Origin of the sequence: Emergencia sp. JLR.KK010, from assembly GCF_037018265.1 — a bacterium.
In the GTDB taxonomy this organism is placed as follows: Bacteria; Bacillota; Clostridia; order Peptostreptococcales; family Anaerovoracaceae; genus Senimuribacter; species Senimuribacter intestinalis.
Genome location: NZ_CP143550.1, coordinates 1,593,736 through 1,616,095 on the forward strand (window position 1 = coordinate 1,593,736; position 22,360 = coordinate 1,616,095).

At 42.9% G+C, this 22,360-nt stretch carries 24 protein-coding genes; 22 read left to right on the forward strand and 2 right to left on the reverse strand.

Going from position 1 to position 22,360, the window contains the following annotated elements; all coding sequences use genetic code 11:
• The first annotated feature begins 9 nt into the window (after positions 1-9).
• Genes V1225_RS07615 through V1225_RS07645 form a run of 7 tightly spaced genes read left to right on the forward strand, consistent with a single transcriptional unit; the run spans position 10 to position 7,952 of the window.
• Positions 10-603 (forward strand): NTP transferase domain-containing protein, encoded by a 594-nt coding sequence (locus tag V1225_RS07615; RefSeq protein WP_251612583.1) that lies wholly within the window; start codon positions 10-12, stop codon positions 601-603.
• A 3-nt stretch (positions 604-606) separates the two neighbouring features.
• Positions 607-2,940 carry a sugar-transfer associated ATP-grasp domain-containing protein gene (locus V1225_RS07620; protein WP_251630212.1) on the forward strand — a complete coding sequence of 778 codons (2,334 nt, stop codon included), beginning with the start codon at positions 607-609 and terminating at the stop codon, positions 2,938-2,940.
• A 24-nt stretch (positions 2,941-2,964) separates the two neighbouring features.
• On the forward strand, positions 2,965-3,771 hold the full coding sequence (locus V1225_RS07625) for an ABC transporter permease (RefSeq protein ID WP_251612573.1): 807 nt from the start codon (positions 2,965-2,967) through the stop codon (positions 3,769-3,771).
• Between the two features lie 17 nt (positions 3,772-3,788).
• A complete protein-coding gene (locus V1225_RS07630; protein ID WP_251612570.1) occupies positions 3,789-4,565 on the forward strand; it encodes an ABC transporter ATP-binding protein in 777 nt (258 codons plus the stop codon).
• A 16-nt stretch (positions 4,566-4,581) separates the two neighbouring features.
• Positions 4,582-5,904: an LCP family protein gene (locus tag V1225_RS07635; protein ID WP_251612568.1), complete on the forward strand. Its 1,323-nt coding sequence runs from the start codon at positions 4,582-4,584 to the stop codon at positions 5,902-5,904.
• A gap of 27 nt (positions 5,905-5,931) precedes the next feature.
• Positions 5,932-7,677, forward strand: coding sequence for a threonine--tRNA ligase (gene thrS / locus V1225_RS07640; protein WP_307726225.1), 1,746 nt, complete (start codon positions 5,932-5,934; stop codon positions 7,675-7,677).
• A gap of 2 nt (positions 7,678-7,679) precedes the next feature.
• On the forward strand, positions 7,680-7,952 hold the full coding sequence (locus tag V1225_RS07645) for a DUF2007 domain-containing protein (RefSeq protein WP_251612566.1): 273 nt from the start codon (positions 7,680-7,682) through the stop codon (positions 7,950-7,952).
• A gap of 42 nt (positions 7,953-7,994) precedes the next feature.
• Here V1225_RS07645 and V1225_RS07650 read toward each other — a convergent pair whose 3' ends face one another.
• Together V1225_RS07650 and V1225_RS07655 are read right to left on the reverse strand one after the other, a co-directional pair.
• On the reverse strand, positions 7,995-10,460 hold the full coding sequence (locus V1225_RS07650) for a transglutaminase domain-containing protein (protein WP_251612564.1): 2,466 nt from the start codon (positions 10,458-10,460) through the stop codon (positions 7,995-7,997).
• Positions 10,461-10,476: 16 nt separating this feature from the next.
• Positions 10,477-11,679 (reverse strand): aminoacetone oxidase family FAD-binding enzyme, encoded by a 1,203-nt coding sequence (locus V1225_RS07655; protein WP_251612561.1) that lies wholly within the window; start codon positions 11,677-11,679, stop codon positions 10,477-10,479.
• A gap of 454 nt (positions 11,680-12,133) precedes the next feature.
• On the opposite strand from V1225_RS07655, the gene V1225_RS07660 reads away from it, so the two are divergent.
• From V1225_RS07660 to V1225_RS07730, 15 genes are all read left to right on the forward strand, one after another.
• On the forward strand, positions 12,134-12,943 hold the full coding sequence (locus V1225_RS07660) for a hypothetical protein (RefSeq protein ID WP_160201256.1): 810 nt from the start codon (positions 12,134-12,136) through the stop codon (positions 12,941-12,943).
• A gap of 154 nt (positions 12,944-13,097) precedes the next feature.
• A complete protein-coding gene (gene ylxM / locus V1225_RS07665) occupies positions 13,098-13,457 on the forward strand; it encodes a YlxM family DNA-binding protein (protein WP_338545969.1) in 360 nt (119 codons plus the stop codon).
• A 3-nt stretch (positions 13,458-13,460) separates the two neighbouring features.
• The gene (gene ffh / locus V1225_RS07670; RefSeq protein ID WP_160201255.1) at positions 13,461-14,801 is read left to right on the forward strand and encodes a signal recognition particle protein; all 1,341 of its coding nucleotides are present in this window, start codon (positions 13,461-13,463) and stop codon (positions 14,799-14,801) included.
• 47 nt (positions 14,802-14,848) lie between these two features.
• Complete coding sequence (rpsP, locus tag V1225_RS07675) at positions 14,849-15,091, forward strand: 30S ribosomal protein S16 (RefSeq protein WP_160201254.1); 243 nt, start codon at positions 14,849-14,851, stop codon at positions 15,089-15,091.
• Positions 15,092-15,108: 17 nt separating this feature from the next.
• On the forward strand, positions 15,109-15,348 hold the full coding sequence (locus V1225_RS07680) for a KH domain-containing protein (RefSeq protein WP_160201253.1): 240 nt from the start codon (positions 15,109-15,111) through the stop codon (positions 15,346-15,348).
• A 75-nt stretch (positions 15,349-15,423) separates the two neighbouring features.
• Positions 15,424-15,921, forward strand: a complete 498-nt coding sequence (gene rimM, locus V1225_RS07685; protein ID WP_338545971.1) for a ribosome maturation factor RimM — start codon at positions 15,424-15,426, stop codon at positions 15,919-15,921.
• Positions 15,921-16,664, forward strand: a complete 744-nt coding sequence (gene trmD, locus V1225_RS07690; RefSeq protein ID WP_160201251.1) for a tRNA (guanosine(37)-N1)-methyltransferase TrmD — start codon at positions 15,921-15,923, stop codon at positions 16,662-16,664. The genes rimM and trmD overlap by 1 nt, the downstream gene beginning before the upstream one ends.
• Positions 16,665-16,678: 14 nt before the next feature.
• Positions 16,679-17,662 (forward strand): HlyD family efflux transporter periplasmic adaptor subunit, encoded by a 984-nt coding sequence (locus tag V1225_RS07695; RefSeq protein WP_160201250.1) that lies wholly within the window; start codon positions 16,679-16,681, stop codon positions 17,660-17,662.
• Between the two features lie 30 nt (positions 17,663-17,692).
• Positions 17,693-18,397, forward strand: a complete 705-nt coding sequence (locus V1225_RS07700) for a YggS family pyridoxal phosphate-dependent enzyme (RefSeq protein WP_251630208.1) — start codon at positions 17,693-17,695, stop codon at positions 18,395-18,397.
• A gap of 31 nt (positions 18,398-18,428) precedes the next feature.
• Positions 18,429-18,935, forward strand: coding sequence for a cell division protein SepF (gene sepF, locus V1225_RS07705; protein ID WP_160201248.1), 507 nt, complete (start codon positions 18,429-18,431; stop codon positions 18,933-18,935).
• A 6-nt stretch (positions 18,936-18,941) separates the two neighbouring features.
• Positions 18,942-19,229 (forward strand): YggT family protein, encoded by a 288-nt coding sequence (locus tag V1225_RS07710; protein ID WP_160201247.1) that lies wholly within the window; start codon positions 18,942-18,944, stop codon positions 19,227-19,229.
• Positions 19,230-19,250: 21 nt separating this feature from the next.
• Entirely contained in the window at positions 19,251-19,982 is a 732-nt protein-coding gene (locus tag V1225_RS07715) for a DivIVA domain-containing protein (protein WP_161908213.1), read from the forward strand.
• A gap of 45 nt (positions 19,983-20,027) precedes the next feature.
• The gene (gene lspA / locus V1225_RS07720) at positions 20,028-20,483 is read left to right on the forward strand and encodes a signal peptidase II (RefSeq protein ID WP_160201245.1); all 456 of its coding nucleotides are present in this window, start codon (positions 20,028-20,030) and stop codon (positions 20,481-20,483) included.
• A gap of 8 nt (positions 20,484-20,491) precedes the next feature.
• The gene (locus V1225_RS07725) at positions 20,492-21,436 is read left to right on the forward strand and encodes an RluA family pseudouridine synthase (protein WP_160201309.1); all 945 of its coding nucleotides are present in this window, start codon (positions 20,492-20,494) and stop codon (positions 21,434-21,436) included.
• 3 nt (positions 21,437-21,439) lie between these two features.
• Positions 21,440-22,087 carry a flavin reductase family protein gene (locus tag V1225_RS07730; protein WP_160201244.1) on the forward strand — a complete coding sequence of 216 codons (648 nt, stop codon included), beginning with the start codon at positions 21,440-21,442 and terminating at the stop codon, positions 22,085-22,087.
• The last annotated feature ends 273 nt before the right edge of the window (positions 22,088-22,360 follow it).

Below are 22,360 nucleotides of genomic sequence, written 5' to 3' on the forward strand. Positions count from 1 at the left end.
GAGAACTGCATGAAATATATTATCATGGCTGACGGTAAGGGAACCAGATGGAATAATTACCGGGATATTCCCAAGCATTTTATTGAGGTGAATGGTGAGACGCTTCTTGCGAGAACTGTTCGGCTTTTAAGAGAAAATGATCCGTCCTGTGAGGTGATTATTACCTCACACGATTCCAGATATGAAGTAGCCGGTGCTCGCCGCTACGAACCAAAGCATAACGTTTTGGAGATTGACCGTTTCACAACGGAACTGATAGAAGACAACATATGTTTTCTGTACGGAGATACGTATTACTCGGAAGTTTCTATCAAGACCATTGTGGATACGGTAGCGGAGGATTTGCTCTTTTTTGGTAATGAGCGTTCCATCGTTGCAGTAAAAGTTGCAGATGCGCAAGTATTCTCAAAGCATGTGAACAGGGTCCGAGAGCTGTTTCTTGCAGGTAAAATTGACAAATGTATTGGCTGGCAGGTGTATCAGTCCTTCTTGGGACTGCCCTTCGGCGAAAAGACAATTACAAAAAAATATATCTATCTGTGCGATGATACGAGGGATTTTAATTCGCCGGAGGATTTGGAACAAAAACAGGAGGAAAAGTAGTACATGGGCTTTGTAAAAGGTGTGAAGAAATCAGTGGTAAATGCGCTGGCGCTGGGACCGACTTCCAGAGGCTTTACCGGAAAGGAAGCCAGAAGATGGGTACGAGGTGTATATAGAAGCTATTTTAAGAAATCAGAATACTCCTTTGCACAGAGCAGATGGGCAATTAAGCGAGGTTTTATGCCGGAACAGGTAGAAGGCCTTGGGCTCAACGAAGATAATTATAGAGATACGATTTCTGCTAAGGAGTATGCTTTTCTGCGTCCATTAAACGGCGGATACAGCAAGTGGATTACCGATAAGGTGACCATCAATGCGATTTTTAAACCGTATCGGGATGTTATGCCGAAGTGCTATTATCAGATCTATAAGCGATATACAGAGACAGAAATTATTCCTCTTTATGACTTTGAAGCGGGAAACACCTTTGACGATGTGCTCGCTATGATTAGAGAAAAAGGGGCGCTGCGGGCGCGTCTTTCAAAAGGCAGCAAGAGCAGCAGACTGTCTTACGAAAATGGGACCTACTATTTTGATGAGGAGGCATGTTCTGAGGAAAGAATGATTCGCAAGCTTTCCTCTTACAATGCTGTTATCGTAATTACCGAAGATGTTGAGGCAAGTCCGGCTTTTACCGGCGCCAGACTGAATCTGGTTATCTTTAATGATCAGGGTGATAATCCGGTCATCGGTGATTCCTATATTTCCTATGAGCGTTTGGAACTGATGAAAAATCCGCTTCCTGATAAGCTAAGCGAAAGTGACGACTTAAACGAAGAAGACGAAGCGCCTGAGGAACTGAGCGAGGAATTTGATAAGATTTATGCATATGTAAATTCTATTACTGGTAAAGTCAGTGATGCGGTCAGCATCAGGGCTGGAAAGAAAACACCGAGAACAAAAAACCCAAATAATGACTGTGATATAGCGAAAGAAATCCCTTTCTGGACAGATATCGCAGAGACTGTAGACAGCATTTGCAGATTTGTACCACAACTGGAGTTTTTCGGACTGGAAATTGCAATTTGCGAAGGCGGATTTAAGATTATGAAGATGATTAATCACCCACCTTATCCGCGCATCGTGCCGTTCAGCAAGAAAACTTCCGACTATTTGAAATATAAAGCGCAACAGAAGAGAGCTGCTTACAGCAGAAAAGGCATTCGTCTTAGAAGAGCCTGCAAGAAGATTAAGCTGAAAGTGAGAGCAAGATATGCGAAGATGTTCTTCCCGGACGGTCTGAAACCTTACCTGTCTATCAGATGGTTTCAGGATCTGAAGAAGGATTTTTTGACTAACAAGGATACCACTTTGAAGGAAAAGATTTGGGCAGCAAAGCACGGTTTTCTGTCTTATCGCCTGCACCAGTATGGTATCACAGAAGAAAATCATCTAAACTATATCGCTGATTTTGAATATAAGTGGCTGCGCCACATCAACAATAAATACAGACACTGGATGGAGGACAAGATTACGGTCAAGTATATCTGCTCCGAGTATAACAGTTGTTTCCCTGAGTATTACTATCACATCAGTCTGAAAAACGGAAACAATAAAGTGATTCCGATGATGGACTGTCCGGAAGGCTTTGGAAATACATATGAGGATATTTTCAAGCTGGTAGAACTGAAAGGCGCGCTTGCGCTAAAGCCGGATGAGGGCTCTCACGGAGACGGATTCTATAAGTTCTCTTATGAGGACGGAAAGTATTTTCTGAACCATGAAGAGGCTTCGGCACAGGACGTGCTCAATATTTTAGAAGATGTAAAGAATCAGTATCTGGTTACAGAATATATCAATATGCACCATGAGATTAAGCGCATCTATGACGGCGCGGTAAATACTATTCGTATGATTGTCTTTAAAAAAGACGGCAAGAATCCTGTGATCGGTAATGCGTACATGCGTTTTGGCTCCAAGCGTACTGGCGCTGTAGACAATATGGGTGCTGGCGGCATGTTTGCTAAAATTGACATTGAAACCGGAAGGTTCTATGATGCAAAGATTATTGAGGCCAATGAAATCAAGCCGTGTCTGAATCATCCAGATACAGGTGTGCGCATTGAAGGCTATCTGCCAAACTGGGAAAAGGTAAAGGCTGATGTTTTGAATGTGGCACGTAATATCCCGCAGCTGGAATGGTTTGGTTTTGACCTGGCGCTTACTGAAGACGGTTTGAAGTTCCCGGAAATTAACCGTTTCCCTGACTATCCGGCTATCGAAAAATACACGCCGCAGACCATAGACTATCTGCTGTACAAGCTGGAGCAAAAAAAGAAGAAATATGGCTATGATGTATCTAGGGGACATAAGCTTGTGAAACTTCCAAAGAGATAAGCAGTGCCATAGAGAGGATTCTACGTGAAAACAGTAAAGAAAATTTTAAAAGAACATATCGACTACAGAAAGCAAATTTTCAAGCTGGCGAAGTCGGACATTATAAAAACCTATAAAGGCGCAGCATTGGGCTGGGCATGGGCGATTATCAGACCTGCCATCACCATCTTTGTTTTCTGGTTTGCTTTTTCCATTGGGCTGAGACACGGAAATCCTGTGGAAGGATATCCCTTTTTTCTATGGCTGATTGCGGGCATGATTCCGTGGTTTTATATGCGGGATATGATTAGCGGCGGGGCATCTTCGATGCGGCGCTACAAATATTTGATTACGAAAATTAAGTATCCGATTTGCACCATCCCGACCTTTGTAAGTATGTCCTTCTTTGTGGTGCATTTGGCGCTGATGGTAATCGTCTTTGCCATCTTTGCGGGATTTGGCTATCTGCCGGATATTTACACTCTACAGCTGCCGTTTTATATGCTGATGATGTTCCTGTTTTTTACTGCCTGGGGGCTCTTTTCGGGTGTGCTCGGTGCCATGAGCAGAGATTTTCTCAATCTGGTGAAAGCACTGACGACAGCGCTGTTTTGGCTGTCGGGTATTCTCTATGATGCCAACAGCATTGACCAGACCTGGATTAAGAATATCCTGCTGTTTAACCCGATTACGCTGGTTGCAAACGGTTACAGAAACTGCTTTATCTACAAGCAGTGGTTCTGGGAAAATCCACAGGAGCTGATTAATTTTGGCATTGTGTATCTGGTGATGTGCATTTTGGCAGTTTGGGCATACAGAAGGCTGCGTAAGGACATTCCGGACGTGCTCTAGAAGAAAAGGAAGTTTATATGGAAAACAAAACGGCTATTTCGTTTAAAAACGTATCGAAAGTATATAAGTTATATAAAAATGATAAACAGCGGTTTCGCGCCGTCTTTAATAAGAGAATCAAGCCCACGCTGAAAAAAGCGACTGACGATGTAACTTTTACTATAGAAAAGGGAGAATCTGTGGCGCTGTTTGGGCGAAATGGCGCTGGAAAGTCTACCTTGCTCAAAATGATTACCGGGGTGACTTATCCGACCAAAGGTACAATTAAGGTTAGCGGCAGGGTCAGTGCGCTGCTCGAATTGACAGCGGGTTTTGACCCAGAATTCACCGGAAGAGAAAACATTTACTTTCGAGGTCAGCTTTTGGGCATTCCACAGGAAGAAATCAAGGCGCTGGAACCTGAAATCGTTGAGTTTGCAGATTTGGAAGATTATATCGACCAGCCTGTCCGTACTTACTCCAGCGGTATGAAAGCCAGGCTGGGGTTTGCGATAAATGCCAACATTAAGCCCGAAATTCTCATTGTAGATGAGGCGCTTAGTGTAGGAGATAAGGACTTTAGACAGAAGTGCAATCAAAAAATCAATGAAATTGTTGAAAGCGGTGCAACATTTCTATTTGTAACCCACTCCACCAACGTTGCGAAGAATTTCTGCAAAAGAGGGATTGTCCTGCGAAAGGGGAAAATCACTTTTGATGGTGAAATTGATGAAGCTATCGCCTTTTATGAGGATTATCTGCAGAAAGCAAGAGAAGCACGTTTGGCGAAAGAGAGTAAAAAGGTATTAGGTTGAAAAGGAGTGATGGAACATGGCAAGACGCAAAAATGAAATATTTTCGCATAACAACAAATACGAAGGAAATATTTTCAAAAAGTTCGGAAGATGGTTTGGAAGGCTAAAGGGCTGGCAGAAAGCGATTTTTATCGCATTAATCGTGATACTTGTTACTGTATCATGTGTAGCAGGCTATGTCGTCTCAAAGCTGGACAAAATTGACCGCGTAAAACTTGATGAGAAAGAATTGTCCTGCGTAGATGTGGATGGCTACATCAACATTCTGCTGTTGGGAGTCGACAGCCGGGATATGGAAGATATTCAAGGCTCTGGCGCGGATGCGATTATGATTCTCAGCATAAAGGAAGAAACTGGTGAAGTTAAACTGATGAGTGTATATCGTGATACTTACCTGAAGTTTGGCAATACAGATACTTACGGAAAAATTACAGACGCCAACAGAATTGGCGGACCTGCTATGATGATTCAGTCTCTGAATCAGGCTATGGATATGAATATCAGCAAGTTTGTTGTCGTGAACTTTAAGGCTGTATCCGACCTTGTAAATGCTGTGGGAGGCATTACCGTAGATGTGCAGGAAGAGGAAATTCAGCAGCTCAATAAATACACGGTACAGACTGCTAATAATATTGGTCAGAAGACCTATAAACTGGTAGAAAGCGCTGGTGAGCAGACCATTGAAGGGGTGCAGGCTGTTTCTTACGGAAGAATACGTAAAGGTGTGGGTGATGACTATAAGCGTACAGAACGCATGAGAATTGTTCTGACCAAAGTCTTTGAGAAATTAAAGACAATGAATATCGGCAAGCTTGACGATCTTTTGGATATGATGCTGCCGCAGGTGCAGACCAATCTTTCCAACAACGATATGTTGGGACTTGCTATGCGTCTTGCAAACTTTAACATCAAAAGTGGTGCGGGATGGCCATATAATGTGACGGGCGGATTGCTGAACGGTATATCCTATGTTTTCCCGGATAATCTGGCGGAAAATACCACAAAGCTGCATCAGGAGATGTTCAATCAGCAGGATTATGTACCGTCAGATACAGTAGAGAATATCAGTGCTACAATTATCAGCAATATCAGTTCATCTGTAACCAACCAGAAACCGATTGATACAGGCGGTGCTTCACAGGAACCGGATCCAGAACCTGCGACAACGCCGAATCCAAAGCCGTCACAGAAACCGAAACCAGATCCAGAGCCGGAACCGACACCGGATCCTGAGCCAACGCCAGAGCCGGAACCGACACCGGATCCTGAGCCAACGCCAGAACCAGAGCCGACGCCGACGCCGATGCCGGATCCGGGTACAGACAGTTCACAATCATAAATGATATATAGAAAGAAGGATAGAGAAATGGCAAAAGAGAAAATTAATTTTGAAGACGAAGAGATCAAGCTTCGGTATAGACATACGACATCTCACATCATGGCACAGGCAGTGAAAAAACTATGGCCTGATGCAAAGCTGGCAATTGGACCTGCTATTGACAATGGATTTTACTATGACTTTGACATGGAACATAAACTCAATGATCAAGATCTTTTAAAAATCCAAAAAGAGATGAAAAAAGTCATTCAGGCTAACTACAAGCTGGAAAGATTTGAGCTTCCTAGAGAAGAAGCTATTAAGTATATGGCAGATAGAGATGAGGACTACAAGGTAGAACTGATTCAGGATTTACCGGAAGATGAGGTAATCTCCTTCTATCAGCAGGGCGACTTTGTCGACCTTTGTGCAGGACCACATATGGAGTCCACCGGTCAGATCAAAGCTGTGAAGCTGATGAGCGTGGCAGGTGCCTACTGGCGAGGTGATGAGCACAACAAAATGCTGCAGAGAATTTACGGAACTTGTTTCCCGACGCAGGAAGAACTGGACGAATACATCAACAGACTGGAAGAGGCAAAGAAGAGAGACCATAGAAAAATTGGAAAAGAGATGGATTTATTCGCCCTCTTTGAGGAAGGTCCGGGATTTCCGTTCTTCATGCCAAAGGGCATGATCATCAGAAACGAGCTGGAAAATTTCTGGCGTGCAGAACATCGCAAGAGAGGCTATGTAGAAATCAAGACACCGCTGATCTTAAATGAACAGCTGTGGAGAACTTCCGGTCACTGGGATCACTATAAAGATAATATGTACTTTACTAAGATTGATGAGCAGGATTATGCGATTAAGCCGATGAACTGTCCGGGTTCCTTGCTTTGCTATAAGAGAAAAATGTGGTCCTACAGAGATTTCCCGATTAGAATGGGAGAACTGGGTCAGGTGCACAGACACGAACTTTCCGGTGCGCTGCACGGATTGATGCGCGTACGTACCTTTACACAGGACGATTCCCACATTTTCATGCTGCCAGAACAGGTAAAGGATGAAATCGTAGGCGTTGCAAAGTTTATTGATGATATTTACAGTATGTTCGGTTTCAAATATCACGTAGAATTATCTACTCGTCCCGAGGATTCTATGGGAACCGATGAGGAATGGGCGACTGCGGAAGATGCGCTTCGTGAGGCGATTGCAGAGGTTGGCGTGCCATACGTAGTCAATGAAGGAGACGGTGCATTTTATGGTCCGAAGTTGGATTTCCATCTGGAAGATTCAATTGGAAGAACCTGGCAGTGCGGTACTATTCAGTTAGATATGCAGCTGCCGCAGAGATTCGACCTGACTTACGTAGGTTCCGACAATGAAAAACACAGACCGATTATGATCCACAGAGTCATCTTTGGCTCTATCGAGCGTTTCATCGGTATTTTAACTGAACACTTTGCTGGAAAATTCCCGCTGTGGCTTGCGCCAGTGCAGGTAAAACTTTTGACAGTAGCAGAAGCCTTTTCTGATTATGCAAAAGAAATCGCCGCAAAGTGTGAGGAAGCGGGTCTGCGTGTAGAACTCGATCTCAGAAACGAAAAAATTGGCTATAAGCTGAGAGAAGCCAGAAACGAGAGAGTTTCCTATATCTGCGTCATTGGCGAGAGAGAAGCAGAAGCTGGCAGCTTATCTGTTCGCTCCACCAAGGTGGGTGATCTGGGCGAGATGGCCGCTGATGAATTTGTTGCAAAGCTGGTAGAAGAAATTAAAACGAAGGCGATTTAATCATGTATAAAAAAGATATAAGCGATACATGGAGAGGCGGCGTATATCTTTGCACCGCTGAGGATAATCTGGAAGCAGACCTTCTGGAGTCCAAGCTTCGCAGTGAAGAGATAGTTTGCATTCGCAGGTATGAAGGCGGTGGAAACTACGTGGAGATTGTCATGGGTATTAACAGTGCACGTGGTATTGACCTTTACGTAGCCGAAGAACACCTTGAAGATGCTGCGAATATTATAGTTCCAATCGATTTAGATGACTGCGAAGAGTTTCATTGAATCTTTAATAAAAGAGCCGGGCGTGTGCCCGGCTCTTTTAAGTTAATTATCTTCGGATTTTTTTGATTCTGTTTTTTTGGGCGCTTTCGGCGTCGTTACTTTCAGCTGAGTCCATTTGGTGTAGTAGATCTTACCATTGATGGTTTTGTAGCCTCTAACCTTGTAATAGTAGGTCGTATTTGCCTTTAGACCAGCTTTGTTGGTGAACTTGAAGTTCTTTGTAGAACCGATTTTCCTAAAGCCGCTGGTTTTCTTTGTTGATTTCCATACTTGATAGCCTGTCGGCATGGTAATCTGCGGACTATCAAGCTCCCACGTCAGAACGACTTTTTCTTTATCAGAGGTGATATCACCACTTACACTTTGATTGTGGATATCGATAATTTTAGTGATATCTTCATCGGATGGTTTTTTGATTGCTTTCGTACTGAAGAGAATACTCCAGGTCGCACGGTCAATGGTTCCATTTACAGAAGAGACTGCATTAACATGTTGGAAAACTTTCGTAATCTCTGCCAATTCATCATCGAAGATACCGTCGATTTCACCGTTGTAATACCCTAGTGCTGTCAAGCGTTTTTGGGCAGCCATTGTGTAAGGTCTAATCGTGCTGCTGTTTCTGCCAGTATAAAGTTGATAGCGGTAGCTGTTCGGATCGAGAGCAAATTTTAGCTCGTAGGTGCGAGAGCCGGGGTTCATCAGATATTTGGTCTGGGAAGAAGAGACTTTTTTACCGCTGCCGTTGTAAAGTCCGTTTACCTTGTAGCCAATATTCGGTTTGTATCTGACCTCTAGTTTTTTGCTTTGTGTGTTGTCATAGCGTATCTGGAATGCGCCGTTGCTGGCCGCGTGGATGTATACATTTCTTCCATTGGCATAAATGGTGGCATCTTTCAGCGCATTGTTTGTGGTGATGCTGGCAAGCTGCAGATTCTTTACATTTTCAAGATTGACTGAAGTCAGTTTATTTCCGTAAAGGTATACGTTTTCCAGACTGGTGCAGTTGCTCAGATCGGCACTCTCCAGTTTGTTATCGTGCATGGAGAGAAGCTTCAGTTTCTTAAATCCCGAAAGGTCTATTTCTCCGGTAAAACCTTTGTTACTCCACTGAATCTGTGTAGTTTTACCGTAACCATCGGTCATAAAATGAGATTTGGTGCCGTCTCCCCAGGTGGTGGTATCAGACGGTGTATATGCAGAGTTCATGATAGTGCCATTTTTTTTGCCATCTGAGGCGGCATTAAGGAATGCAGTCAGTTTGTCCATCTCTGTCTCGTCGCTAATCATATAACCGAATCTTTTATCGGGATAGATATTATGGTAGATGTGAGACACTGCAATTTGTTCATTGCTAGGATCGAAGTAAGTGTAGTTGTTCAGACCAAAGTATTGCCATACACCTGTGGTTTTGTTGTACTTGTTGTTGGTGCCAATAGTCGGATCAATAAAAATCCATCTGCCGTTTACATAACTTTCTACCCACCAATGGTCTTTGACCCCTATATTTGCTTCAGTTTGCCAATTATTAATTGGTGAGGTTGCTCGGTGTCCGTAGACAAATCTGGTGGGAATCCCCTGCGCTCTTGCTAAAGAAAGAAAAATCGCAGAATATCCCTGACAGGTTGTCGCTACTCGTCCGAGGCTGTCGCTGTTTTCGCTTGGAATTTTGTAAACGTGATTGTATAAATTATCGTATGGATTTGCGTACTGATAAGAATGAGTAGAGAACGCTACCGAATCATAGTAGAATTCTCGTGCCACATATTCATAAATTTTCAGAAGTTTGTCGTAATCATTGTATGCGCCTGCAGTAATCTGGTTGCTCATTCTATGCATGAAGTCGACCTTACTTGGAGTCATGTCTTTATAAATAGTAGTTTCTGGAATTTTAAGGGTAAAGCGAATGTCTTCCAGATATTCATCCAGATACCAGGCAGGATCGTAGTCTTCACCGATGGCGCGAACACGTTTATTTTCTGTGATGACATCATTGTATTTCAGAATTTTTGGCGTATCTTTTGTAAGTTTGAAGACCAAATTTTTGTAGAGTCCACCGCTGTTTGGAGCGGTTTCATAGGTATCCTGCGGCGTTTCAATTCTGGAAATATAAAGGAAATACTGCCCGTCTGCAATGTCTTTATTCTCAAAGTTTAGGGTGTATTTGAAGCCGTATACGGCATTGCCGGAGGAAGTATGTTCGATATATTCAGCAGGAATATAGATGTCCAAATCAGTGTAGCCCGTCTTAGGAACTACACCGTAGAGTGCAAGGCGGAACTCGTAGGTCGGAATCATTGTTCGCAGCTGAATGGTCATAGTTTTTCCTTTGACTGTTGCTTTGCAGTAGTCGTTTGTCATCGCCTCACTGGAATTGAAGGTAGTAACAGAAGAAGGACTACCTACTTCTTTCATAACCGCAAAAGCGCTGCCAGGGATACAGGACAGCACAAGGGAAATGATAAGTATTATATAAATGGATTTGAAACGTCGATTTTTTACTGTTGGCATTTTGTTCTCCTTTTGGCTAAATTTTATTTAAAATCTCGCAAGAAGCGGCGCAGGCGGAGGAATAAGCGAATTGTAAGTTGTAGCCTCCTGTTGCACCGTCGATATCAAGGACTTCTCCTATGATAAAAAGACCTGGATAACGGCTACATTCCATGGTTTTACAGTTTATTTCTGAAAGGGCAATGCCACCTGCTGTAACCATGGCTTTTTGGTAACCTCCCGGCGAGGTGACTGTAAAAGTGTCTGCAGTAAGCTTTTCTGCAATGGCTTTGGGTTTCTCACAGGTCACAGCGATGACCTCTTTCAAAAAACTTTTTGGCAGCTTTAGTTCATTTGCAAGCAAATTAATAAGCTGTTTGTTGCGGTTTTGCATTACATAATTTATTTTATCCAGAATCTCAGTTTTTTCACTTGGATATAAATAGTTTAACACAATTTTGTCGTTTTTTGTGATAACTTTGGAAAAATTTAAAATTAAAGGACCGGAAAAATTTTCATGAGTGAAAAGCAGCGGTCCGTTTCCACGCGTACAGAGCTTTCCATTTCGCCAGATGGAGAGACCAGCATTTTTAAAGGAAATTCCAGATAAATTGCTGTAGGGATAGGAAGCGACATTGACCGGTGTCAGAGCAGGGCGCAAGGGTGCTAAATCAAGACGCGGCTGATCTTCTTTTTGGTTTTCTGTCAACACTTTAAATATGGATCCATCAGAGCCGGTTTGAGGGAAAGAGCAACCACCGGCAGCAATTACCAGATTTTTACACAGGTAAGAATCTGCATTTGTGCAGACCTGCCATAAACTGTTATGCTGTACAATAGAAGTAACCGATGAATTGTACAGGATAGAAAATCCGTTTTCACGGCCTTTGCGAAGCAGCATATCGCGAATGTCTTTTGCTCTCATAGATTTTGGAAAGATTTTTCCATCTTCCCGTTCCCAGGTGGGCACATCGTTTTTACACAAAAAATCCTGCAGATGCAGGTTATTGTATTTATAAAGGCAGCTTCTGATTTTGCTGCCGTTTTTTCCGTACATGGAAATAAAGTTTTTGATGGAGCCGCTATGGGTAATATTGCACTGACCAGCGCCGCTCATCAATAGTTTGGTGCCGGGCTTTTTTGTCTTTTCTAAAATCAGGCCGTTTATTTCAGTGGGAAAAGCGGCACTGCAGAACAGGCCTGATGCGCCAGCTCCGACAATAATACAATCGTAAATCATGAAGGGAAGTATCCTTTCTCTTCTAGTCTAACAGAAATTATAACGTAGTTTGGGGTATGCGTCAACAAGCGGAATGTGATGATGATAAAAAATATGTAAAATATGTAAAAAAATGGTTGAAGAATGCGCCAGAATTCTGTATAATGAGAATAGAGTTGCATACATTTTCGAAATTAAAAATCGTTTTACAGAAAAAAGTAAAATAAGAATCAAAAAAAGGAAAATCGATATGTTAAATTGACTAATAACTGATTTATATCGGGATTTTTCTTTTAAGAAGACGAGAACTTCGTCCTTTCTTGGCAAAAAGTAGAAGTGGTCAAAGCTCAGGAGCAGTATTTATCATTTGAGAAAGGAATTTTAAGAAGTTAAAGAAATTGTTTTGCATTTTTTTCTAAAATAAAGGGAGGAGTTCTGCAAAATATTTTTTTCTTTGAAAGAGAGGTGTTGTAATGTGCTGTTTAATAGTCAGGAATGTGTGAAGCGAGATTTGAATTTACAAAAAAATACATTGAAACGGTATAAAGAGCAGTTGAAAAAATTGCCGAAAGGCTCTTTATATGCCAGTGAGAGAAACGGAGTAAAGTATTATACGAAGGTTACTAACTTCCGCGGAAAAAAGAGAAGTGTGTACTTGGGAAAGGAAACAAATCCACAGGTGCAGCTTTTACAGAAGAAGTATTACCTGCGTAAAGCGATTCAGGCGATGGAGTCTAATATTTCCTTGATGGAAAAGTTTTTAAATGGTTATCAGTCCATTGACCCCAATGTTTTGCAGAAACAGTTTCCGAAGGCATATCAAAGTTTGCCACAGTCTTGCTTTGATACAGCGGGGGTATTTAACTTGGATAGATGGGGAAGTGAGTTTTACGTAAAGTCAACAAGCAGGTCGGAGAACCTTTTGAATTCTACAAAAAAAGGCGATAAAGTGCGCTCTAAATCAGAGGTTATTATTGCCAATGCAGTAGCAGCACGAGGCCTGCAGTATCGCTATGAAGAAGTTACATATATTAATGGGTATAAGAAAGCACCAGACTTTAAAGTTATAGACCCGAGAACAGGAAGAATCATCTACTGGGAACACCTTGGACTGATTACAGATATGGAGTATCTAAAACAGGCGCTTTTTCGTATTGCAGACTATATTAGAGATGGTATAGTTCCAGGTGTAAACCTGATTTTGACCTTTGACGATGCGGAGAATCACATTGATTCTCTGATGATTGAAAGAACGCTGGACTTGTGGTTCGGCGCAGCGGCGTAGAGACTGCAGCATGTAGATGTCTAGGGGCAAAAAATAAAATTTAATGTCAAGGAAAAACCCTTGACACCCGGTGCCTGATATGGTAAAGTAATACGGTGTTAAGGAATCAGCCTTGACATTTGACTGGATTTTCATCTCAAAAAGAGGGGAAGGAATGATAGATAAGATTACAGAAGCTAGTCTTTTATATGATTTTTATGGACAGCTTCTTACAAAGCGCAAACAGGATGTAATGCGCCTTTATCATGAAGAAAATTTCTCATTAGCAGAGATTGCAGAGGAGTTTGGCATATCGAGAGCTGCCGTTTACGACTCCTTGAAGACAGCGGAGAAATCCCTCAGAGAGTACGAGGATAAGCTGGGACTGGTTAGCAAATTTATGAGATCCAGCGAGGTAATCGTCCGTATTGACCAGATGATTTGTGACTTGACAGTGAAGTATCGGAAGCAGACGGATTTGGTTGAAAAATTAGAAGAGATTAAGTCTGTTATTAACAGTTTGGAGGATGCTTAAGAAATGGCATTTGAGAGTTTATCGGATAAATTACAGAATGCGTTTAAGAAGCTGAAGGGCAAGGGAGTCCTGACAGAAGCTGATATAAACGATGCAATGCGGGAAGTGAAGCTGGCGCTGCTGGAGGCAGATGTCAACTTCAAGGTTGTAAAAGGCTTCGTAAACGATGTAAAAGAAAAGTGTCTGGGCACCGAAGTGCTGGAAAGTCTTACGCCGGCGCAGCAGATTATTAAGATAGTCAATCAGGAACTTGTGGAACTGATGGGAGGAACCGGCAGCAAGCTGACCTATTCGCCATCGGGTTTTACTACCATCATGATGGTTGGTCTGCAAGGTACGGGTAAAACTACCACCTGCGGAAAACTGGCAAACTATCTGAAACAGCATGGTAAAAAACCGATGATGTGTGCATGTGACATTTACAGACCGGCCGCAATCGACCAGCTGGAGGTTGTAGGAAAATCAGTGAATACGCCGGTATTCACCATGCGTGACAGTAAGGAACCTGCAAAGATTGCGCTGGCAGCAAAGAAAGAGGCCGAAAAAAAAGGTTTCGATGTCCTCATTGTCGATACCGCAGGTCGTCTGCAGATTGACCAGGCGCTGATGGATGAGCTTGTGGACATCAAAGGCGAAGTGAAACCTCATGAGATTTTACTGGTAGTAGATGCGCTGACCGGTCAGGATGCAGTTAACGTAGCTGAAGGTTTTAACGAAAAGCTGGGTGTAGATGGAATTGTCATGACCAAGATGGATGGCGATTCTCGCGGTGGTGCAGCCCTTTCTGCAAAGAAAGTAACCGGCAAGCCGATTAAGTTCATGGGCGTGGGCGAAAAATTCGACGCGCTGGAGCCGTTCCATCCGGAACGAATGGCGAGCCGAATTCTGGGTATGGGTGATATGCTTTCACTTATTGAGAAAGCAGAGCAGGCTTTTGACCAGGAAAAAGCTGAGAAACTGGAAGAGAGACTGAAGAAAAATCAGTTTACCTTAGAGGATTTTCTGGATCAGATGGGGCAGGTTAAAAATATGGGCGGCATTGGCAAAATCTTGGAGATGATGCCGGGTGTAAGTGCAGCTCAGATGAAAGGCGTGGACCTTGAAGAAAGTGAGAAGGAATTCCGTCAGATGGAAGCCATCATACAGTCTATGACGATTGAGGAAAGACAGAATCCAAATATTTTAAACGCCAGCAGGAGAAAGAGAATTGCAGCAGGCTGCGGACAGCCGGTTAGCAAGATTAACAACCTGATTAAGCGTTACGAAGAAATGAAGAAGATGGTAAAACAGCTTTCAAACCCGAAAGCCATGAAGAAAAATAAGTTATTTAGAGGTTTATTTTAAACTCTGACATAAAAGCAAAAGAATTATCATAAAAGGAGGAACAGAAAATGGTAAAAATCAGATTAAAGAGAATGGGTGCACACAAGAAACCTTTCTATAGAGTGGTTGTTGCTGACTCTCGCAGAGCTAGAGACGGTAAATTTATCGAAGAAATCGGTTACTACAATCCTCTGACAGAGCCACCTACAATCAAAATCGATGATGAAAAAGCAAAGACTTGGTTATCCAACGGTGCGCAGCCTACAGATGTTGTAAAAGGCCTGTTTAAGAAGTCTGGCATCATTGAATAAGAAAGCGGTGAGACGACGTGACTAAATTAGTTGAATCAATTGCAAAATCGCTGGTTGAACATCCGGATTCTGTTGTAGTGACAGAAACAAAGGACGATCAGGGCAGTGTTTTGCAGCTTCAGGTTGCAGCTGATGATATGGGGAAAATTATTGGCAAACAGGGAAGAATTGCCAAGGCGCTCCGCACTGTTGTCAAGGCTGCCGCCACAAAGCAGAACAAGAAAGTAGTAGTAGAAATCGTTTCAGAAGACGAATAATATTGCTGACAAAATCGGGCACATGGATTTACCTGTCAGGTATTTTCATGTGCCTGAAATAGTATTAGGAGAAAAATGGAAAAAATTAAAATCGGACGTGTCGTTAATGCGGTAGCGCTTCGCGGAGAAGTTAAAGTCTATAATTACTCCGGTTACAAAGAGCGCTACGAGGAATTGACACGAATTATCGTCGATGATAAAGAATATGAAGTTGAAAAAGTCAGGTATCAGCAGCACATGGTGATTTTGAAGCTTTCTGGTATAAACGACAGAAACGCAGCCGAATCGCTGAAGACAAAGGACGTTTATATCACAGAAGATGACCTGTTAGAGCTGCCGGAGAATACCTTTTATATAAGAGATTTGATAGGCCTTGCAGTAGAGGATGCGGACAGTGGGAAGCAGCTGGGAAAGCTGAAGGACGTTCTGCAGCCTTCTAGTCAGGATGTCTACGTGGTGGAGCTTGCCGGCGGCGGTCAGATTATGATTCCAGCGGTCAGCGAGTTCATCAAGGAAGTGAATCTGAAAGAGGGCGTTATTTCTGTACATCTGATAGAGGGGATGATTCCGTAATGAAAATCAATGTATTGACGCTGTTTCCTGAAATGTTTTCTGCTGTAACGGGAAGCATACTTGGAAGAGCCTGCGAAAAGGGTATTTTGGAATTTCGGTTCATCAATATCCGTGATTTCAGTCAGGATAAGCATAAGAAAGCAGATGATTATACCTTCGGCGGAGGTCCAGGGCTTCTGATGCTGGCAGACCCCATCTTTGGCGCATTAGAACATATCGACGCAGATAAAGATAGAGACAAAAAGAAGCTGCTCTACATGTCGCCTCGCGGCAAGGTGCTGGATCAGACAAAAATTGAAGAACTTGCAGCTGAAAAAGAAATTACCATCCTTTGCGGTCATTACGAGGGAGTCGACCAGCGGGTGCTGGATTACTGGCAGATGGAGGAGGTTTCTATCGGTGATTATGTACTGACTGGTGGGGAACTGGCAGCTATGGTGCTGATGGATTCTGTCGCCAGACTGGTACCGGGTGTTTTACCACGGGAAGGATCCGCAACAGAAGAATCTATTTACAGCGGGCTTTTAGAGTATCCCCAGTATACCAAACCGAGAGACTATCGAGGCATGGAGGTGCCGGAAATTTTACTCAGCGGCAATCACAAATTAATCGATTTGTGGAGATTTGAAGAGGCGCTCCGGCTGACAAAGGAAGTTCGTCCCGATTTATTTGAAAAATTTGTGAGAAACCGTGAAGATTTGACAAAAGATGAACGAAAGGTATTGGAAAAAATACTGAAATGATGTAAAATATTTTTATGAAAAAGATTAGAAAAAGTCCAATTGTATTATTTATGCTGGCGCTGATTTTGCTGTATGTGATTATCTACATTGTACCATCAGTAACAGGGGCGCTGGTGTCTTCTTATATCGTTGAATACGGCGAGCTTAAGGTCGCCGATGAGGTGACCGGATATCTGGTTCGCAACGAACAGGTTTATACCGCAGGGACAACAGGTACCGCCAATCGGTATATTGATAACGGCACCTTGGTGCGCAAAGGCACTACAGTGATGGAAATAACCGGAGGGGCGGATGGTGAAATTGATGATAAGTTTTCGCAGATTGTGGACAGGCTGGGAGACGATGCAATTCTCACCAGTGATTATGCGGCTACAAAGGGCGGCGTTATCAGCTATTACGCCGATGGCTACGAAAGACGTATTCGCCCGAACAATATGAAAAACGGCGGATATAGCTACTACAGCAAGTTGAGTCAGGACAGCGTGCAGAACTTGCAAAGAGATACAGTTGTAAGAGGAGAGCCGGTTTTTAAAGTTGTTGATAGAACTAAGTGGTATATCGTGACTTTCGTACCTAAAGACCATGGGGCACGTTACAAAACCGGACAAGATGTCATAGTCGAATTTGAAGATGGAACTGTAGACGCAGAGGTGCACAGCGTAACAGCAGATGTAGATGGCGAACATACCAGAGTTATATTGGCATGCAGCAATTACTACGAAAAATACATGCAGATGCGTGCATGTCCGGTGACACTGGTTACTTATGAGGAGAGAGGGCTTCTTGTCGAAAACAGCAGCATCACCAAGGAAAATGGACAGCTGGGGGTTTTTGTTAAAAAGAAGACCAGCGGCTCTGACTTTGTGCCAATAAAAGTGTATGCGACTGACGGTGTTCGCTCACTGGTAGCTGACACATTCTTTGACGACGCAGAAACAGGCAAACGGTACGATACTGTAGAAATCTACGATGAAGTGCTGAAAGAGCCAAAAAATTAAAAAACTTAAACAAAGGCAGGTGCTTAAAATATGTCGATCAAGTCAAATATCGAGTATATTCAGGAGCTGAAGACAGCTGCGGCCGAAAAATCCGGCAGAAGTGGAAGTAATGTGCTGCTGGTGGCAGTTACCAAGCTGCATGGAGCAGACGAAATCAATGAGGCTATCGATGCAGGTATTACAGATATCGGTGAGAATAAAGTTCAGGAAATCATGGACAAATATGAAAAAGTAAAACCTGTTCGCTGGCATTTGATTGGACATTTACAGACAAATAAAGTAAAATATATTATTGATAAGGTGTCCATGATTCATTCCGTGGATTCACTAAAGCTTGCCAGAGAAATTGACAAGCGGGCAGCGCAGCACAATTTGACTATGGATATTCTAGTACAGGTCAACTCTGCCGAAGAAGAATCCAAATTTGGCATCACTACCGAAGAAACGGATCAGTTGATTCTAGACATTGCTAATCAGTGCCCGAATATCAGAATTAGGGGCCTGATGTGTATTGCCCCTTATGAAGAGGATCCAAATGATGCAAGGGCATACTTTTCAGAAGTAAAGCAAATTTATGATAAGTACGCAGGTAGCCAGGAAGGGAGAATTGACTTCCAGTATTTGTCTATGGGCATGACCAATGACTTTGAAGTAGCCATAGAAGAGGGTTCGAATTTAATCAGAGTCGGGACTGCCATTTTCGGGTATCGTGACTATCGAAGTGAAGAAAAATAATAAAACAAATATAATTTAGGAGGAAAACAATATGGGTTTTGCAGATTCAATCAAGAAGGTAATCGGAATCGAAGAATTAGATGACGATGAAATGATTACAGAAGAAGAAGTTAATGCAGCGAAAGAAAAGCTTGCAAAGGAGCCAAGACGTTCCTTTGTAAGTGAGACAACAGTGCTGCCAGAGAAGAAGTCGAGCGTTTCTCAATCCAAACCAAGCGAAAAGCGCTTCTCTGTAACAGGTACCAGCGCATTTAAACTGGTTCTCATCGAACCAAAAGCTTTTGAAGAATGTCCGAAACTTGTGGACAGCCTGAAAGGCAGAAGACCTATTATTATCAATTTAGAGAAATTAGAGACAGAAGTTGCAAGAAAGATTTTCGATTTTATGAGTGGTGCAACTTATGCCCTTAACGGAAATGTGCAGAAAGTAGCAAACAATATTTTTATCTTTGCTCCAGAAAACGTAGGTATTTCCGCCGCTTCTGATGATAGAACCGCCTTTGAGTTTGGTGCGGAAGAAAAGAGTCCCTGGAGGTAAATAAATTTGGCTATTGTTTTAATAAGAGCAATTTACTGGTTTGCACAGATTTTAACTATGGCTCTTGTCGTAAGAGCACTGCTGAGTTGGTTTGCAACAAATCCTTATTCAGCCGTAGGAAAGATTTATCAGTTTTTAACTAAGCTGACGGAGCCTATTGTAAATCCTTGCAGACAGCTTCTTTATAAGCTGAATATCAACACAGGCATGCTGGATTTTTCTGTGCTTCTAGCGTTCTTTCTCATCGAGATTGTAGCAAATCTTCTAGTGAAACTGGTATTAATCGTTCTTTAAGAAAAATCGGGAGGTAGAGATATGATTACTCCACAGGAAATCGAAACAAAAGAATTTTCTAAATCAATGAGAGGATATAATGCAGAGGAAGTCGATGAATTTCTGGATATGATTATCCTTGACTTGCAGCAGCTGATGGACGAAAACGCACGGCAGCAGAAGACCATCAAGAGCTTAGAAGCAGATTTAAGTCAGTATAAACGTTCAGAGACATCTGTCCTGAATACTTTGGAGTCTGCTAAAAAACTGATGAACGATATCTCTGAGAGCGCAGAAAAGAGAGCAGAGATTATCATCAGAAATGCGCAGCTGGATGCTGAGACCATTCAGAGAGAAGCACGAGACTCTGTGTCCAAGCTGACTGAAGAGGGTGAGAAACTTAAATACAGACTAAGTACATTCAGAGAACGCTACAGAAAGCTTCTTGAAGATCAGCTTAGCCAGATTGAAGGCTCCAGCGAAGAACTTTTTGCGGAGCTTGAAAGAGAGTTTATGCCTGCTTCAATGGAGGAGACAATTGCCCCGAAAGCACCGGCAAGACCAGCGCAGTCACCAATGCAGAGTAATCCGGAACCAGCAATGACACCTTTGCAGAAAACACAGGTGCGTTCCAAGATGGATTCCAGAGATACCATGGTAATCGGCGGTGAGAAATCTTTAGAAGAGATGCTGATGGAAGACCTGCAGAGCAGGCGAAATGAAGAAACGACCCAGGTAAACAGTGACATGTTTAAAACCAGAGTCATCAAATAAGTAAGAATTAGGAGGCGGGGCACATGTGTTGCCCCGTAATTTGTCATGAGATATTATATATTAGCCTGCTTGCTTGTTATAGCAGATCAGCTTTGCAAGCTGCTGGTACGTACCCGAATGTATCTGGGAGAGTCTGTCAGTGTTGTTGGGGATTTTTTTAGATTGACGTATATTCAGAACCGAGGTGCTGCTTTTAGCATGTTCAGCGGTCAAAAAGTGATTTTAATCTTGATTCCGCTATTGGTAGTAATCGCAGCCATTGTGATTCTTCATAGAAAAAAAGGAGAACATTTCAGTTTATACCTTGCGTGGAGCATGATTCTGGCAGGAGGCATCGGCAATTTGATTGACCGCATAGCTTTGGGCTATGTGACGGATATGCTGGATTTCTCTATTTTCCCGCCGGTGTTCAATATTGCGGATATTGGTGTGACAGTGGGGTGCGGCGTATTGGTATTATATGTGCTGGCTGGAGACAAATTAAAGAGCAGGAAGTCGTGAGAAAGAAGATGGAAGAAAAAATCCAATACGAGTTTGATATAGAAGAAAAGCTGCAGGGCAGTCGAATTGATTCTGCGTGTGCGCAGGTACTTTCGGGAATGTCGAGGAGTTTTATTCAGAAGCTTTTTGAGAAAGGCAATATCTCGGTAAACGGAGAAATCTGCATTTCAAAAAAATATAAAGTAAAGTTTGGCGATAGAATTAAAATTGCTATACCGGAGCCGACAAAACTGGACATTTGCGCTGAGGATATTCCTCTGGACATAGTTTATGAAGATGAAGATGTTCTAGTTGTCAATAAGCCAAAGGGCATGGTAGTTCATCCGGCTGTAGGCAATTATACGGGAACTTTGGTTAACGGAATTATGTTTCACTGTGGGGACAGGCTATCATCAATTAATGGGGTTGTAAGACCGGGTATCGTGCACAGGATAGATAAGGACACCAGCGGACTTTTGATGATTGCCAAAAATGATGCTGCTCACGAGTCCCTGTCAAAGCAGTTAGCAGACCATACTATCACCAGAGCCTATCAGGCACTGGTGTATCATAACATAAAAGAAGATGAGGGGACAGTGGAGGCTCCTATCGGCAGAGACCCGGCAAATCGTCTCAGACAGGCGGTGACCGATTTGGACCACGGAAAGAGGGCAATTACGCACTACAAGGTACTGGAACGTTTTGGAAATTTCACGCTAATTGAGGCCAGACTAGAAACGGGACGAACTCATCAGATAAGGGTTCATATGGCGCATATTAAGCATCCCTTGGCAGGGGATATGGTATACGGACCGAGGAAAAGTGCAGTCAAGCTTCCACCTGATTGCAGTGGACAGGTGCTTCATGCTAAGGTGTTAGGATTTGTGCATCCCAGGACGGGAGAGTATATGGAGTTTGAAAGTTCTCTTCCCAGGTACTTTGAAGAGTTACTCGCCAAATTGAGAAAGGAATAGAAAATGGCAAAAATTTCAATGAAGCCCGGAACTATGCTAAATCCAGTACCGGCGGTATTAGTAACTTGCGGTGACAGTCTTGCGACAAACATTATAACCATCGCATGGACAGGGATTATTAATTCGGATCCGCCAATGACTTATGTGTCAGTGCGGAAGTCCAGATATTCCCACCATTTGATTTCTGAATCTGGCGAATTTGTCATAAACTTAACGACAGAGGAACTTGCGAAGACGACAGACTTTTGCGGTGTCAAATCGGGGCGCGATGTGAACAAGGCTTTGGAGATGGAAATTTCTTTGACAGCGGCGGACCATGTGTCTTGTCCGATGATAGAGCAGTCGCCTGTGAATCTGGAATGTAAAGTGGTGGAGGTAAAGGAATATCCGACTCACGATATGTTCATTGCAGAGATTGTAGGTGTTCATGCAGAGGAAGCGCTTTTCGATGAAAAGGGAAAGCTGTGTCTGGAGCGGGCAGGACTTCTGTGCTATAGTCACGGTGAATACTTTGGTCTGAAAAAGGAGCCTTTGGGTAAGTTTGGCTATTCAATTATGAAAGCGAAGACCCGAAAGCGGATTAACAGAGAAAGAATGGAGACTAAAAAGAAGGCCGGATACAGGTATGGGAAAAAGAGGAAGAAAGGCTGAGTGCCTTGCGGCAGTCAGCCTTGTAAGCTTGCGCCCAGCCAGATGTGCCTTTCGTTCGTGTTTGAAATCAAACTGCGATATTTTGCGGTAAGAGTGGAACTTGTACGTCAGCTAATCTAAAGTTTTTGGTTACATTTGATGTATTTAACACAATCTTCACACACATATCCGCCTTTAAATGTTGTGTTGTGATAGATGTTTCCGCAGAGGGAACAGTATTTTTGTATCATGCTAACGCCTCCTTCTAAAGCACGAGGCAAAGTGCAGCTTACA

Coding starts and splice junctions, on each gene's coding strand:
- V1225_RS07615 (WP_251612583.1), top strand. CDS start 10: ATGAAATATATTATCATGGCTGACGGTAAGGGAACCAGATGGAATAAT.
- V1225_RS07620 (WP_251630212.1), top strand. CDS start 607: ATGGGCTTTGTAAAAGGTGTGAAGAAATCAGTGGTAAATGCGCTGGCG.
- V1225_RS07630 (WP_251612570.1), top strand. CDS start 3,789: ATGGAAAACAAAACGGCTATTTCGTTTAAAAACGTATCGAAAGTATAT.
- V1225_RS07635 (WP_251612568.1), top strand. CDS start 4,582: ATGGCAAGACGCAAAAATGAAATATTTTCGCATAACAACAAATACGAA.
- thrS (WP_307726225.1), top strand. CDS start 5,932: ATGGCAAAAGAGAAAATTAATTTTGAAGACGAAGAGATCAAGCTTCGG.
- V1225_RS07645 (WP_251612566.1), top strand. CDS start 7,680: ATGTATAAAAAAGATATAAGCGATACATGGAGAGGCGGCGTATATCTT.
- V1225_RS07650 (WP_251612564.1), bottom strand. CDS start 10,460: ATGCCAACAGTAAAAAATCGACGTTTCAAATCCATTTATATAATACTT.
- V1225_RS07655 (WP_251612561.1), bottom strand. CDS start 11,679: ATGATTTACGATTGTATTATTGTCGGAGCTGGCGCATCAGGCCTGTTC.
- ylxM (WP_338545969.1), top strand. CDS start 13,098: ATGATAGATAAGATTACAGAAGCTAGTCTTTTATATGATTTTTATGGA.
- ffh (WP_160201255.1), top strand. CDS start 13,461: ATGGCATTTGAGAGTTTATCGGATAAATTACAGAATGCGTTTAAGAAG.
- rpsP (WP_160201254.1), top strand. CDS start 14,849: ATGGTAAAAATCAGATTAAAGAGAATGGGTGCACACAAGAAACCTTTC.
- rimM (WP_338545971.1), top strand. CDS start 15,424: ATGGAAAAAATTAAAATCGGACGTGTCGTTAATGCGGTAGCGCTTCGC.
- trmD (WP_160201251.1), top strand. CDS start 15,921: ATGAAAATCAATGTATTGACGCTGTTTCCTGAAATGTTTTCTGCTGTA.
- V1225_RS07695 (WP_160201250.1), top strand. CDS start 16,679: ATGAAAAAGATTAGAAAAAGTCCAATTGTATTATTTATGCTGGCGCTG.
- V1225_RS07700 (WP_251630208.1), top strand. CDS start 17,693: ATGTCGATCAAGTCAAATATCGAGTATATTCAGGAGCTGAAGACAGCT.
- sepF (WP_160201248.1), top strand. CDS start 18,429: ATGGGTTTTGCAGATTCAATCAAGAAGGTAATCGGAATCGAAGAATTA.
- V1225_RS07715 (WP_161908213.1), top strand. CDS start 19,251: ATGATTACTCCACAGGAAATCGAAACAAAAGAATTTTCTAAATCAATG.
- lspA (WP_160201245.1), top strand. CDS start 20,028: ATGAGATATTATATATTAGCCTGCTTGCTTGTTATAGCAGATCAGCTT.
- V1225_RS07725 (WP_160201309.1), top strand. CDS start 20,492: ATGGAAGAAAAAATCCAATACGAGTTTGATATAGAAGAAAAGCTGCAG.
- V1225_RS07730 (WP_160201244.1), top strand. CDS start 21,440: ATGGCAAAAATTTCAATGAAGCCCGGAACTATGCTAAATCCAGTACCG.